Genomic DNA, 14019 nt, shown 5'->3' on the forward strand with positions numbered 1-14019 from the left:
CGGGGATCTTGGCGCAGTCGAGGTCAACTGCCCAGGGTTCGCCAGGACTTCGACCGGCGAACCCTGGGCACCTGAGCCCCAGTGACCAAGATCCCCGGCAGAGTCGAGCTAGGGCACGGCGAACATGGGTGAGCGCGCCGGCTCCGGCCGGTGCACACCCCGCGGGCGGTAGCCCAGCCGGTCCGACACCCCCACCAGGTCGGCCAGCAGCCAGATGATGGCCAGCCACATCTCGGTGCCCTGCAGACCCGGCTCCCGGCCGGGACCCGAGCCGCCCTCTCCGGCCGGGCCGAAGCCGAAGCCGGCTCCGTCACGCCAGCGACCCAGCGCCGACGTCAACTGCTCACTCGCCCACGCCCGTACCTCACCCTCCCGGTGACGGGTCTGACGTCCCGCGAGCCACAACGGATGAGCCACGTCCAGCACGTTGCACGCGTTCTGCCGGCCCGCCGCGAACCAGCGCTGATCGCTCGCATGGGCCAGCACGGTGTCCACCACCCGCTCCGGATACGGCACCGGAATCCCGAACTGCGCGTACGAGCCACGGGCCAACCGGTAATAACCGTTGACCAGTTGAAGCCTGCCCTCGGTCGGAGAGGGCGCCGCACCCCACATGCCCGTCCACGGATCCACCCGCGTGGCCAGCCAGCCGAACAGCGCCTCCAGCGCACCGGAACCGCCGGACGACTCACCGGCCACGTCGCGATTTCGGTGCGCGCCGGTCGCCCAGCAGTCCACCCACGCGCCCGCCGACCACGCCCGCGTCCGCCAGGGCAACTCCTCCAGTCGCGCCACCAGTTGACGGGCCGTCATCCGCTCCACGACATGCACCGGGTGGGCGAACCGGGAGCCCAGCAACTCCAGCGCGTAGCCCACGGAGAGCACGTGGTACTCGGCAGTGCCGTCCTCGATCCATCCGTCGCGGGCAGGTGCGGGGAGCGTGCCCGGGCCGCCTCCGGCAGCGAGTTCGGGCACCAGTCCGCTCACCGGATCCTGCAACTCGCGCAGCCGCTCGGTGTGTTCGGTGGCGGTCAGTTGCTTCGGGGGAGCGCCCAGCAGCAGATCGGCGATCTCCACGGCGTCGCAGTGTGCGCGCACGGTCGCCGGGACGCCCGGCCGATCGCTGTACCGGCCGGTGTCGTCGCTCCAGCCGCGGGCCAACACATCGGCCGCCTGTGCCTGGGCCCGCTCGGCGAACTCGGCTACGGCGTCACCCAGTTGGCTCTCCGGACCGGCGGTCCCCGATCCGCCGCGCCCGCGACGGTCCCGCAGCGGGCGGGCCGGGTTGCCGGCGGCGATCGTCCACGGCGCCAGGTCCTTGGTGACGACAGCCCCGGCCCCCACCACGCAGTGATCGCCGATCGTCACCCCGTCCAGGACGACGACGTTCGAGCCGATCCACACGTCGTCGCCGACGACGATGCCCTCGCTCGTCAGCGGCTGCCGGTGCACGGGCTCGTCCGGGGCGAAACCGTGATTGAAACCGAGCAGGGAAGCGTGCGCGCCGATCCGTACCCCGTCCCCGAGCGTCACCCGCCCCCGCACCGTCGCGTACGGATTGACCGAACAGTCACTCCCGGCCCGCACCTTACCCGTGACGTAGGCGTACCCGGCGATGTAGGAGTCGGCGCCCAGGCACAGCACATCGGTGAACACGGCAGCGGCCGGGGAGACGTAGCAGCGCGGCCCGAGACTCGCCCCGGTCTCGGCCAGACGCTCCTGGTGCGTGCTCTGGGCGACGCGCTGTGCGGCAGAGGCCTTGGGCCCGAAATCCCAGGGGCAGTAGTCGAAATAGGAGTCCTCGACGCCATCTTCCAGATCCACGCCCGTCAGCATAGATAGCGCTTACTGCCCGAGCAACCGTGCTGCGCGTGCTGGCTGTGAGTGGCATTGACCCATCATGTTGGCCGACCAAAGCAGTCGCATGCGAGTTGGGTGGCGCCTGGCAGTGATGGTGTCACCTGCTGGGCCAGGTGCGAATCGCGGAACCGGTGGGGGAATAGATCCGGGATGGCGTACGCTGACGACTAATGATTGGCCGACCAAGTAAATCGATCGGTCATCACAACCCCACAGCACACCCACCCAGCTCCCGGAAGAAGTTCCACCATGACCCAGCAGCCCACCACGGCCACCGCCGAGGCGTTCACCCCCGACAACACCGCGATCCTCCTGATCGATCACCAGGTCGGCACCATGGGCTGGGTCGGTTCCATCGCCTTCGAGGAGATGAAGGCCAACGCCCTCGCCCTCGCCAAGGCCGCCAAGGCTCTCGACATCCCGCTGGTGCTGACCTCCTCGATGGAGGAGTACGCCCAGGGCCCGCTGCTCGCCGAGCTGGCCGATATAGCACCGGCCGAGTTCGCCGCCCGCGTCCAGCGCCAGGGTGTCGTCAACGCCTTCGACGACAAGAACTTCGCCGACGCCGTCGCCGCCACCGGCCGCACCCACCTGATCATCGCCGGTGTCACCAACGACGTCTGCACCGTCTTCCCCACCCTCACCGCCCTCGCGAACGGCCACCCGGTCCAGGTCGTCGCCGACGCCGGCGGCTCCCCGGCGAAGATCGCCGACGAGATCGCGATCCGCCGTATGGACAAGGCGGGCGCGACCATCACCTCCACCAACCAGCTCCTCGCCGAACTGGCCCGCAACTGGACCACCGAGAACGGCGGCAAGATCATCAACATCGTCATGGAGCTTCTGCCGCAGCAGTGACGGCAGCGACGGCCGGCGGGGTGCGGGACCGATGGCTGGTGGGGTGAGGGACTCCGCCCTCCGCACCGCACCCCCCCCCGGCGCCCGCCCCGCCCGCACCAGAACTCACCGGAGATCAAGACATGACGAGCACCACCACCCCGCACATCCCGGCCCAGGCCACAGTGCCGAACGTACCGACGTTCGCGTACGACCTCCCCGACGGCTTCACCCAGGTCGTCCGAGAGGTCAACGGCACCCGGATCCACGCCGTCGTGGGCGGTTCGGGCGAACCCCTGGCCCTGCTGCACGGCTGGCCGCAGACCTGGCGGGAATGGCGGTTCATGCTGCGGCCCCTCGCCGACCTCGGGTACACGGTCATCGCCCCCGACCTGCGCGGTACGGGTGGCTCGGAGGTCACCGAGGCCGGCTACGACAAGGACAACCAGGCTCGTGACGTGCGCGAACTGCTCCAGGCCCTGGGGCTGACCGGTCCGGTCCGCATGGTTGGGCACGACATCGGTGGCATGGTCGCCTTTTCCTACGCCCGCCTCTATCCCGACCAGATCCACAAGCTTGCCCTGGTCGACCTGGCCGTCCCGGGCTACGGTCTCGAAGAGATCATGGACCCGGCGTCCGGCGGCCTCTTCCACTTCGGGCTCTTCATGACCCCCGAAGTGCCGGAACTGCTGTTCCAGGGCAACGAAAAGGCCTTCCTGCGCTGGTGGTTCGCGAAGATGGCCGCCAACTCCGAGGCCTTCCCGGCGGCGGAGATCGACACCATCGCCGCGTCCCTGAGCGGCCCGGACGCCCTGCGCGGCGGCTTCGAGCACTACCGCACGATGCTCCGGGACGGCCGCGACAACCGTGCCTGGGGCGAGGCCGGCGGTCTGCTGACGATGCCCGTGCTGGCCGTCGGCGGCGAGCACAGCGTCGGCGGCTACCTGGCCCAGGCCCTGCGTCCGGTCGTACCCGACGTGCAGGAATCCGTGATCGCCGGCAGCGGTCACTACATCCCCGACGAGCACCCCGAAGCCCTGCTCGCCGTACTCACCCCGTTCCTGGCCTGACCGGAACACGACTCACGAAGGATCTTCATCATGTCCATGGCCTTCCTGGCCCAGCGGGAGCAGCAGCAGACCCTCGAATGGCTGGACGGCGGCACGTTCTCCGTCCTCCTCGACAGCGAGGCGACGGACGGGCAGCTCACCGTCGGGCGGTTCGACGTCGCCAAGGGGGAGGCGCCGCCCTTCCACATGCACACGCGTGAGGACGAGATCTTCATGCTCATCAAGGGTGAGGCGCTGCTCTGGCTCGGTGAGGAGCGGATGGAGCTGTCCGAGGGCGGCATCGTCTACCTGCCCAGGAACATCCCGCACGGCTACCGCATCACGTCGGACACCGCCGACCTGCTCATGATCACCACGCCCGGCGGCATCGAGGGCATGTTCCGGCAGGCCGGCCGCGACATCACCACACCTCGGCCGAAGGACTTCGCCCTCACGCCCGACCGGCTGGCCGAAGCCGCCGAGAAGTACGGCCAGATCCTCCTCGGCCCGCCGCGCTGACGATCCGGCCCAGGATCCTGGTGATCCGGTCCGGGATCCGTGGTCCCGGGCGCGGCTTCCATGGCGGCACAGCGTCAGGTGCTGCCGGAAGACCTGCGGGCCTCGGGTGGGGCCCGCGAGCAACTGGCCGAGTGGCAGCCGGGCGGTGTCAGGCCCCGTTCGGTTTCGCCACGTGCTCCTCGCCCTCCCTGTGTGGAAGCAGGCGGCCTTGGTCGTCGACGGGGGCGCCGGCCCAGATCCGCAGGGCGTCCATGGCGGGGCCGAGTCCCATGCCGTGTTCGGTGAGGGTGTAGGTGACGGCGACCGGGGGGCCGGGGGAGACCTCGCGCTCGACGAGGCCGATCTCCTGCAGTTCGGAGAGGCGGTCGCTCAGGACCCGCTTGGACAGGGCCGGGAGTGCGGAGTGCAGTTCGCTGAAGCGGGCCGGGCGCTGGAGCAGAAGGTCGATGAGGGGACCCGTCCAGCGCTTGCCGAGGAGGTTGAAGACGTCCTCGGTGTACGAGCAGGAGTGCAGCGGCAGACGGGTCTCGGTCATGGCTTCAAGGGTACGGCGGGGCCCGTATTTGGCGCACTGAGTGCGTTTTAGTTACCGGATTGGATCAACTGCATACATTTAATGCCTCGTCCTCCAGGTCCAGTTCGGAATAAACGCTCCTCAGTCTTTACTGCGGAACGCAGAGTGTGCACACTTTGAGAAGTTCAATCCCATGGAGGGACACCATGATCGAAGTGAGCCGCACTCTTTCCGTGAACGACGGCACACAGCCGCCGCTCGGGCTGGACGAGGTCTGGGAGGGCCTGGTCGACAAGGCCCGGAACCCGCTGCCGTACATCGCCAGCATGAGCGAGTGCTCCGTGACCGAGCGTTTCGACGGCGGGCTGGTGCGCGAGATCGTGCACGCGGGTCAGCCGGTGCGCGAGGTCGTCACGTTCTACCCCAAGCAGCGTGTCCACTTCGTGCGGACGCACGGCACGGCCAAGGGCACCATCGACAACGAACTCGGCTTCGACGAGGCCGGCGAGCTGGCCCTCACGTTCGCCTTCCGCATCGTCCTGGACGGGACCGAGCCGGGCAGCACGCAGGAGAAGAAGTTCGCCGCCCACATGGAGGCCGACTACCTCGACGCGGTGCGGACCACGCTCAAGGCCGTACGGGACCGGGTCGCCGGTACCGCCACCGGAATCTCGGCCTGAGGAGCCTGCCATGCCCACAGAGTTCGCCGCCAAGGTGTTCGCGCTGGTCGACGGGACCGACGCCGCCGGCTTCAGCCGGCTGTTCAGCCCGAAGGGCAGCATGCGGTTCGGGAACAACGAGCCGATGATCGGCCCCGAGGAGATAGAAGCGGGAGTCAGCGGCTTCTTCGGCGCGATCAAGGGGCTGCGCCACCGGGTCGTCCGCGAGTGGTACACCGGCCCCGACGCCATCATCGAGGAGCTGGTCGACTACTACCGACTGACCGGGGACACCGTCACCGTCCCCGCCGTCACCATGTGGCACGTCGACGAGAGCGGCCTGATCGACGACTTCCGTGTCTACTTCGACCTCGCTCCGCTCTTCGCCTGAACCGTCGGCAGTTGAGTCGCCAGTAGTTGAGCCGTCGGCGGTTGAGCTGTCGACGTATCGAAAGGTGGATACACTCCCCGAGCTGCCCGGACCCGGGCGGTGGCCTGTCGGCGGGCCATCGCCGGGTCCGGGTTCGTGTGCGTCCTTATTGGATACACCTCTTGGGTACACTCCGGGCGTGAGCAGGAATACGAGCGACTCGTCGGAAGAGCTTGGTGCGAGCCCCGAGGCGCCCAACGGCGGTCGCCGGATGGCTCTCGACGTGCACGGCCGGCTGCGGTCCATGATCCTCAGCGGTGAACTGCCCCCGGGATCGGCGCTCCTCCAGGCGGAGATGGCCCGCAAGCTCGGCGTCAGCCGCACCCCGATGCGCGAGGCCTTCCGGCTCCTCCAGGAAGAGGGCCTCATCGACGCTCGCCCCGACCAGCGGGCCCGCGTGCGCGGAGTCGACCCCGAGGACCTGGACGGTGTGTACGGCGCCCGCATCATGCTGGAGGCGCTGGCCGTCACCACCACGGCGAAGACGCTCACCGGCGAGGACTTCGACCGTATGGCCGAACTCCTGGAGCGGATGCGGGAGTTCAGCGACGACGAGAAGCCGGACGAGTGGTACGCAGCGCACCGCGAGTTCCACGGCATGGCCACCCGGGCCGTCGGAGCACAGCTGCGGCGCACCCTCTCCTCGCACGCAGAGCACAGCGAGCGCTACATCCGGCTGGCCCAGCTCGGCGTACCGGGCTCCCGGGCGCGGGCCCACAAGGAGCACGAGGCGCTGTTGGACGCGCTGAAGGCGGGCGAGGAGACGGAGGCCGCCCGCGTGGTCGCCGGCCACCTGGCGCGCACCGCCCTGAGCGTGCTGGCCGATGTCGCCCCGGAGTACGACCCCGTGACCACACGCTCGGCGCTCAGGATCGTCAGCGGCGGGCAGGCCTGACGATCGGGTGCGGTACCTCCTCGCCGTAGCATCTGAGGCAGTGAGCGAGTGAGGAAAGGGGCCGGAGCGTGGGCGCCGCCGAGGTGAGAGACGAAGCGCCGCGTGCGACGGCACCCGGCCGGGGACGGCCGGGGAAGCAGACGGGCGAGGGTGACTCCCCGCGCAAGGGCGAGCGCACCAGGCTGCGCATTCTGGCGGCGGCCCGGCGGAAGTTCGCCGAACTCGGCTACGAGCGGGCCACGATCCGGGCGATCGCGGCCGAGGCCGAGGTCGACAAGTCGTCGGTCATCCAGTACTTCGGCACCAAGGACGGACTGTTCCGTGAGGCCGTCCGCTGGGACATCCCGGTCGCCGAACTGACCGCCGACGACCCCGCCGAGACCGTCGAGAACCTCGTACGGGGCATGCTCGGGGCGTGGGCCGCGGACCCGGACAGCCCGATGGCCGTCCTCGTACGCGCCAGCATGACCAGCGAGGAGGCCGCCGAACTCCTGCGCGGCCACATCACTGCCCAGGCCGTCGACCCGGTGGCCGCCATGGTCGACAGCCCCGACGCCCGGCTGCGGGCCGCGTTGTGCGGCGCGATGATGATGGGCGTCGCCAGCCAGCGCTATCTGCTGCGCATGCCGGACCTGGCCGCCGCCGACACCGAGGACGTCCTGCGCCTCGTCGTGCCGGTGCTTCGCGGCCTCATCGACCCCGAGAAGGCCGAGCCGCAGGGCTGATGAACGCCGGTCAGGCCTCCCAGTCCTCCGGTCCCACGGTCAGCGCGACGCGCCCCACATTGCTGTCGTCCTCCAGGTAGCGATGCGCTTCGGCGGCCCGGGCGATGGGGAACGTCCGGTCCAGGACCGCCCGGAACCCGTGCCCGATATGCGACCACAGCGCGTCGACGGAGGCCGGGTTCCCGGTGCGTACGCCGATGACGCGCTGGCAGTTCGAGTAGAGGCGCAGCAGGTCCAGCTGCACCGTGCCGCCGAGGAAGGCGCCGGAGGTGACCACCGTGCCGCCGCGGGCGAGCGCGTCCATCGTCGCGTCCCACACCGCGGGATCGCCGAGGTTGTCCACGACGATGTCGGCGCCGTGATCGCCCGTCGCCTCCCGGACCTGTGCCGCGAAGTCCGGTGCGGTGGCGTCGAGGACGACCTCGGCGCCCGCCGCCGCCATGGCCCCGCGTTTCTCCGGCGAACGGGAGGTGGCGATGATCCGCGCGCCAAGATGCCGGGCGAGCGCGGCCGTGGCCGACCCGAGCGCCGAGGCCGCGCCCTGTACGAGCACCCAGTCGCCGGGGCGCAGTCCCGCCTGGGTGAGCTGGTTGGCGGCGACCGCACCGTTCAGCGCGAGGGACGCGGCCACTCCGGGCGTGATGCCGTCCGGGACCCGGTGCACGTTGCGCGCGGGCGCCACGCAGTACTGCGCGTACGCCCCCGGCCGGTGCGTACCGATCAGCGACAGGGAGGTGCAGGCCTCCTCGCGGCCCTCCGCGCAGCTCGCGCAGGTGCCGCAGGTGACCACCGGGAAGACGGCGACCCGGTCGCCCACCTGGAACGACTCCACGCCGTCCCCGGTCGCGGCGACGACCCCGGCGTGGTCGGCACCCAGGACGTGCGGCAGCCGGAACTCCGCGTACGGGTGGCGGCCCGCGCGGGCTGTGAGGTCGAGCAGGCGGCCGATGCTCACCGCGGCGACCTGGACCAGGACCTCACCGGGGCCGGGGCGGGGGGTGTCGAGCACCGCCTGTTCCAGCACGTGGGGCGGCCCGAAGCGGCGGAAGACGACGGCCCGCATGGACTCGGGCACGGGGAGCGGCTCGGGCCAGTCCGTGGCCGTACGGGAGAGTGTGCTGTTCATGAGGTCACCGCCGTGGGCGTCGTTCTGCCGTTCATGATGGCACCGCCGTGGCCACCACCGTGTTGTGCAGGCGTCCGACCCGTTCGATCTCGACGACGACCTCGTCCCCTGCGGCGAGGAACTCACCGCGCGGGATGCCGCAGCCGGCCGGGGTGCCGGTGAGGATGACGTCCCCGGCCTCCAGGCGGGTGAGGCGGCTGGCTGCGGCGACGATCTCGTGGACGGGCACCATCATCTGGGCGGTGGAGGAGTCCTGCTTGACCACGCCGTTGACGCTGAGCCGGATCCGCAGGTTCTGCGGGTCGGGCACCTGCCAGCCGGGGACGAGCCCGGGGCCGAGCGGGCAGAAGCCGTCCTGGCCCTTGTGCCCGAGCCAGTCGAAGGTGAAGGGCTCGGCCACGGGCAGCGCGGACTTGAGGCGGTCCCGGGCGGAGATGTCGTTGGCTGCGAGGTAGCCGGCCACGTGGTCGAGGGCCTGGTCGGGGGAGAGGTTGCGGCCGGGGCGGCCGATGACGACGGCGAGTTCGGCCTCCCAGTCGACGCGCGCGCCGGGGTAGGCGGGCAGCGGCACCGGATCGCCCGGGCCGGTCACCGTCGTGGTCGGAGGCTTGAGGAAGAAGAACGGCTCGCCCAGCGCGTCGGGCCGTTCGATGCCCATCTCGGCTATGTGGTCCCAGTAGTTGGCGCCGGCGCACAGCACCTTGCCCGGGTAGGTCAGGGGCGGGGCGAGCCGGGCGCCGGTGACGACGGCGGACGCGGACGGCGTCCAGGTGCGCAGCCCGGGCTCGATCGCGTCCCATCGGCGCAGCACCTCCAGGAGCGTCAGACCGCCCGTCTCCGGAGGCCCCTCCACCACCTCGCCGTCGATCAGGACACCGACGACGGTCTTCTCGGAGTCTCCGGCGCGGTACTGCACCAGCGACCAGTCGGGTGACTGCATGGCTCTTCCTCCAGCGGCGGCTCTGCGGGTCTGCTCAGGGGGCGAGCACAGACCATAGTGCATACACATTACGCCGGAAAGGGTAGGCTGCGGGAGATGTGGTGACCAGGCCCCGGGCAGCCGGATGCAGTGGAGAGGCGGTCGGTGCGGGTGACGCGGACGGATGCGGCGGAGACGGCAGGCGATCTGCTCGGGCTGTTCGGCGGGCTGCCGCGGCCGGTGATCTCCCACCCCCGGCGCACCAGCGTCGAGATCCACGACCACCTGAGATGGCTGATCCTGGACGGCCTCCTGCCGCCCGGCACCGAGCTGAAGCAGGCCGAGCTGGCCCGGGTCTTCGACGTCAGCCGCACCCCGCTGCGCGAGGCGTTCCGGATGCTCCAGGAAGAGGGGCTGATCGACGCCGACATCAACCACCGGGGCCGGGTCACCGGCCTGGACGTGGCCGACCTGGACTGCCTCTACGCGGCCCGGATCTCCCTGGAGGCCATGGGAGTTCGGGTCACCGCCGGGCGCCTGACCCGCCAGGAGGTGCAGGAGGCGTCGGCGCACCTGCACGACATGGACCGCGCCGAGGAGGCCGCCGACGCGACGGCGTGGCACGAGGCGCACCGGGCCTTCCATCGAGTGCTGGTCTGCCGCTGCACCCCCACGGTCCTGCGCACGATCACGTCGTACGCCGAACGCAGCGAGCGCTATCTCCGCGCGCTCCAGGACCGCCACCCCGGGGTGTTCCCGCAGCGCCGGCAGGAGCACTACGACCTGTTCGCGGCCGTCATGGCGGGCGCTCCGGAGCGGGCCACGCAGCTGATCACGAGACACCTCGCGCGCACCGCCCGCCGGGTGATCGACGACCTCGCGCCCGGCCGTGACGCCCCCGACGTCGGCCACGCGACCCTCATGGTCTGCGGTGAGGATCTCGGCACGTCTTCCTGGGAGAGCTGGACTCCCGCCGAAAAAGGTGTACACACTTAGAAGAGGTGCGTGCCGTCGGGACGCGGCGCACCGGAACTGTGAGGAGAGAGCGATGCTGCGTGTCAAAGGCCTGCTGCACTACGGACTTCAGGTCCCCTCCCTGGACACGGGCCAGAGTTTCTACGACACCTTCGGACTGCGGACGGCCGAGCGGGACAACGCCCTCGTGGTCCGCTGCGACGGCCGCGAGCAGGACCAGACGATCCTGCTGGAAGGGCCGGTCAAGCGACTGCACCACGTGGCGTTCGCCGTGGAACCGGACTCCCTGCCCGACTGGCAGCACCACCTGGAAGGCCTCGGCGTACGGCTGCTCGATGCGCCCGCCCAGCTCCCCGGCGGCCTGTGGTTCCGTGACCACGAGGGCAACCTGCTGAACCTGCGCGACGAACAGCTCGGCGCCTGGCGGGACTTCGGCACCACGGACGCCCACGAGGTCAACTTCGGCGACCGCGTCCGCCGCGTCGACCAGGCCCGCTGGCTCACCGCCGATGAGAAGCCCCGCCCCCGGCGCCTGGGTCACATGCTGATCTTCAGCACCGACCTGGACGCGTCCGAGGCGTACTACGCCCGCACCCTGGGCCTGCGCCTGTCGGACCGCATCCGGGGCATGGCGGTCTTCATGAACTCCGGGCCCGGCGACCACCACGTCTTCGGTTTCCTGCCCGCCACCCACCCCGGCCTGCACCACTCCAGCTGGGAGGTCGCCGACATCGACCAGATCGCGATGGGCGCGCGGACCATGTCCGCCGCCGGACACAGCCACGGCTGGGGCCTCGGCCGCCACACGCTCGGCTCCAACTTCTTCCACTACATCCAGGACCCGTGGGGCAGCTGGATCGAGTACTCCAGCGACATGGACTGCATCACGGACAACTGGACGGCGGGGGACTGGGACTGTCCGCCGGCCGTCTGGAGTCCGGAGATCCCGGCCGACTTCATCCTCAACCAGGAGGAAAAGCCCTCCTGAATCCCTGACGGCAGGTGGGTCGGGGCCGGTGCGGAATAAATCTCAACGCTTGTATATTTTTTGAGATGCCGCGTCCGGCCGCTTCCGGCCCATCGCCGAACCAGGAGTCCCGTCATGCCCACCGACAGCACGACCACCCCCGCGGACCCGGAGTCCGCCCCATCGGGAGAACCGGGTGAGGTGCCGCCCGGCCGCCACCTCGGCCTCGCCCTCGTCGTCATCGCCGCCGCGCAGCTGATGGTCGTGCTCGACGGCACGATCACGAACATCGCGCTGCCGAGCATCCAGACCGACCTCAAGGTCTCGGCGTCGAACCTCTCCTGGATCGTGAACGCCTACGCCCTCGCCTTCGGCGGACTGCTCCTCCTAGGCGGCCGGGCCGGCGACCTCTTCGGCCGCCGCCGGATGTTCCGTATCGGCATCACGGTCTTCACCCTCGCCTCGATCCTCGGCGGCCTCGCCCCGAACGAGGAACTCCTCATCGGCGCCCGCGTCCTCCAGGGCATCGGCGCCTCGATCTCCGCACCCACCGCGCTCTCCCTGATCGCCACCAACTTCCCCGAGGGCAAGCCCCGCAACAAGGCGATGGGCGTCTACGCGGCCATGGCCGGCCTCGGCTCCACGGTCGGCCTCCTCCTCGGCGGCGTCCTGACCGACTACCTCGACTGGCGCTGGGTGTTCTTCGTCAACATCCCGATCGGCATCGCCGTCCTCGCCGGCACGAGGATCCTCGCCGAGGGCGAGCGCAACACCGGACGCCTCGACGTCCCCGGTGCGATCACCGGCACCGGCGGCCTGATCTCCCTCGTCTACGGCATCACGCGCGGCGGACAGGACGGCTGGACCGACCCCCTGACCCTCACGTTTTTCGGCGTGGCCGCCGTCCTGCTGGCGCTCTTCCTCGTCCTCCAACTCCGCACCACACACCCGATGTTGCCGCTGCGCCTGTTCCGGGACCGCAACCGCGCGGGGGCATACGCGACCATGCTGTTCCTGGGCGCGGGCATGTTCGCCACCTTCTACTTCCTGACGCTCTACATGCAGCAGATCCTCGGCTACAGCCCGGTCAGGACCGGCTTCGCCTATCTGCCGTTCAGCTTCGGCATGGGCATCGCCGCCGGCATCAGCTCCAAGCTGGTCGCCCGCCTGGCGCCCCGCCGGATCGCCGGTCCCGGCCTGGTCATCGGCGCGGGCGGGATGTTCTGGTTCAGCACCCTGGAACACGGCTCCTCGTACTTCACGCACCTGATGCCCGCCATGTTCGTCACCGCGCTCGGCCTCGGCATGAGCTTCGTACCGATGACGCTCGGCGCGGTCAGCGGAGTGCGCGACCAGGACTCCGGCATCGCCTCCGCACTCCTCAACACCGCCCAGCAGATCGGCGGCGCGCTCGGCCTGGCGGTCCTCGCCACGATCTCGACGTCGGCGGCGAACGACCGCGTCCCGGAAGCGGCGGCCACCTTCTACCGGGCCATCGGCATGAAGGACTTCACCACGGTTGCCAAGGCGGGCGAGGCCCTGACCCACGGCTACACCACGGCCTTCACCGTCGCGGGCTTCCTGTTCGTGGGAGGCCTGCTGATCACCCTGTTCGCCATCAACGCGAAGAAGCAGGAGCACACCGCATGAACGGACCCGGACCCCGCGTCCTGTCCACCGTCACGGAACTCGACACCCACGAACAGGGAACCCTGTTCTCCGCCCGCGGCGCCCGCTTCGCCGTCGACCTCGACCCGTTCCTCAACACGGACCTCTTCCGGATGACCGGACCGGTCTTCGCCCCGCACCCGCACGCCGGCTTCTCCGCCGTCACCTACCTCTTCGACGACTCCACCACCCGCTTCCACAACCGCGACAGCCTCGGCGACAAGAGCCATATCGAACCGGGTGGGCTGCACTGGACGGTCGCGGGCTCGGGCATCGTGCACGACGAGGTGGTGGAGGAGATCGGCCGGATCGGCCACGGCGCGCAGATCTTCGTACGCCTGCCGGAGACCGCCGAGCAGAACGACCCCTACGGCATGCACTTCACCCCACAGGAGTTGCCCTCCGGCGAACTCGCCGAGGGCGTCAGCATCCGCGTGGTCGCGGGCGAGGCGTTCGGCATGCGCTCTCCGGTGCGCGAGGCGGCCAACTCCCATGTCTACGACCTGGTGTTGGCGCCCGGCGCCCGCGTCGAGATCCCCGTCGACCCCGAGTTCCGGGGCTTCGTGATGACGGTCGAGGGCGACGGCCGGATCGCCACCCCCGCCGGTCGGGGCGAGTTGGGCCCGGTCGGCCTCGCTGTCTTCGAACCTGGCGTAGGAGCAGTGGAATTGGCGGCGGGGGAGCAAGGCGCCCAGTTCCTGTTCGGCGCGGGCAAACCGCTGCGCACCCCCGCCTACATGTACGGCGGCTTCTGCCTCTCCAGCCGCGATCGCGTCACCGAGGCCGTCGAGCGCTACCAGTCCGGCGAGATGCACGGACTGCTCACCGCACCGTGACGCCAACACCTCAGCCACACCCCCGATTTGAAGGAGCACC

The 14019-nt window shown here is 70.1% G+C and carries 15 protein-coding genes; 11 read left to right on the forward strand and 4 right to left on the reverse strand.

Going from position 1 to position 14019, the window contains the following annotated elements:
* Positions 1–108: 108 nt before the first annotated feature.
* A complete protein-coding gene (locus OO69_RS27920) occupies positions 109–1836 on the reverse strand; it encodes an acyltransferase (RefSeq protein ID WP_051801235.1) in 1728 nt (575 codons plus the stop codon).
* 273 nt (positions 1837–2109) lie between these two features.
* Between OO69_RS27920 and OO69_RS27925 the strand changes: the two genes are divergently transcribed.
* The 3 genes from OO69_RS27925 to OO69_RS27935 all read left to right on the forward strand — a co-directional run bounded on the left by OO69_RS27925 (position 2110) and on the right by OO69_RS27935 (position 4265).
* A complete protein-coding gene (locus OO69_RS27925) occupies positions 2110–2718 on the forward strand; it encodes an isochorismatase family protein (RefSeq protein WP_033283565.1) in 609 nt (202 codons plus the stop codon).
* 122 nt (positions 2719–2840) lie between these two features.
* Complete coding sequence (locus OO69_RS27930; protein WP_051801236.1) at positions 2841–3767, forward strand: alpha/beta fold hydrolase; 927 nt, start codon at positions 2841–2843, stop codon at positions 3765–3767.
* A gap of 30 nt (positions 3768–3797) precedes the next feature.
* The gene (locus OO69_RS27935; protein WP_033283566.1) at positions 3798–4265 is read left to right on the forward strand and encodes a cupin domain-containing protein; all 468 of its coding nucleotides are present in this window, start codon (positions 3798–3800) and stop codon (positions 4263–4265) included.
* Positions 4266–4413: 148 nt separating this feature from the next.
* Here OO69_RS27935 and OO69_RS27940 read toward each other — a convergent pair whose 3' ends face one another.
* Positions 4414–4800, reverse strand: a complete 387-nt coding sequence (locus tag OO69_RS27940; RefSeq protein WP_051801237.1) for a winged helix-turn-helix transcriptional regulator — start codon at positions 4798–4800, stop codon at positions 4414–4416.
* Between the two features lie 185 nt (positions 4801–4985).
* Here OO69_RS27940 and OO69_RS27945 point away from each other — a divergent pair, with 185 nt between their 5' ends.
* The 4 genes from OO69_RS27945 (at position 4986) to OO69_RS27960 (ending at position 7488) form a co-directional block, all read left to right on the forward strand.
* A complete protein-coding gene (locus OO69_RS27945) occupies positions 4986–5459 on the forward strand; it encodes an SRPBCC family protein (protein WP_033283567.1) in 474 nt (157 codons plus the stop codon).
* A gap of 10 nt (positions 5460–5469) precedes the next feature.
* The gene (locus OO69_RS27950) at positions 5470–5829 is read left to right on the forward strand and encodes a nuclear transport factor 2 family protein (RefSeq protein ID WP_033283568.1); all 360 of its coding nucleotides are present in this window, start codon (positions 5470–5472) and stop codon (positions 5827–5829) included.
* Between the two features lie 178 nt (positions 5830–6007).
* Positions 6008–6763, forward strand: a complete 756-nt coding sequence (locus OO69_RS27955) for a GntR family transcriptional regulator (protein ID WP_234444547.1) — start codon at positions 6008–6010, stop codon at positions 6761–6763.
* Positions 6764–6831: 68 nt separating this feature from the next.
* Positions 6832–7488 carry a TetR/AcrR family transcriptional regulator gene (locus OO69_RS27960; protein ID WP_199811043.1) on the forward strand — a complete coding sequence of 219 codons (657 nt, stop codon included), beginning with the start codon at positions 6832–6834 and terminating at the stop codon, positions 7486–7488.
* A gap of 10 nt (positions 7489–7498) precedes the next feature.
* Here OO69_RS27960 and OO69_RS27965 read toward each other — a convergent pair whose 3' ends face one another.
* Together OO69_RS27965 and OO69_RS27970 are read right to left on the reverse strand one after the other, a co-directional pair.
* Positions 7499–8614 carry an alcohol dehydrogenase catalytic domain-containing protein gene (locus OO69_RS27965; protein WP_033283570.1) on the reverse strand — a complete coding sequence of 372 codons (1116 nt, stop codon included), beginning with the start codon at positions 8612–8614 and terminating at the stop codon, positions 7499–7501.
* Between the two features lie 31 nt (positions 8615–8645).
* Positions 8646–9554, reverse strand: a complete 909-nt coding sequence (locus OO69_RS27970; RefSeq protein ID WP_033283571.1) for a fumarylacetoacetate hydrolase family protein — start codon at positions 9552–9554, stop codon at positions 8646–8648.
* A 150-nt stretch (positions 9555–9704) separates the two neighbouring features.
* On the opposite strand from OO69_RS27970, the gene OO69_RS27975 reads away from it, so the two are divergent.
* The 4 genes from OO69_RS27975 to OO69_RS27990 all read left to right on the forward strand — a co-directional run bounded on the left by OO69_RS27975 (position 9705) and on the right by OO69_RS27990 (position 13979).
* A complete protein-coding gene (locus OO69_RS27975; RefSeq protein ID WP_158713424.1) occupies positions 9705–10529 on the forward strand; it encodes a GntR family transcriptional regulator in 825 nt (274 codons plus the stop codon).
* Between the two features lie 52 nt (positions 10530–10581).
* On the forward strand, positions 10582–11496 hold the full coding sequence (locus OO69_RS27980; protein WP_033283572.1) for a VOC family protein: 915 nt from the start codon (positions 10582–10584) through the stop codon (positions 11494–11496).
* A gap of 114 nt (positions 11497–11610) precedes the next feature.
* Positions 11611–13125, forward strand: a complete 1515-nt coding sequence (locus OO69_RS27985; RefSeq protein ID WP_033283573.1) for an MFS transporter — start codon at positions 11611–11613, stop codon at positions 13123–13125.
* Positions 13122–13979: a pirin family protein gene (locus OO69_RS27990; protein ID WP_033283574.1), complete on the forward strand. Its 858-nt coding sequence runs from the start codon at positions 13122–13124 to the stop codon at positions 13977–13979. The genes OO69_RS27985 and OO69_RS27990 overlap by 4 nt, the downstream gene beginning before the upstream one ends.
* The last annotated feature ends 40 nt before the right edge of the window (positions 13980–14019 follow it).

Origin of the sequence: Streptomyces sp. NRRL F-525 (assembly GCF_000716605.1) — a bacterium.
Lineage (GTDB): Bacteria > Actinomycetota > Actinomycetes > Streptomycetales > Streptomycetaceae > Streptomyces.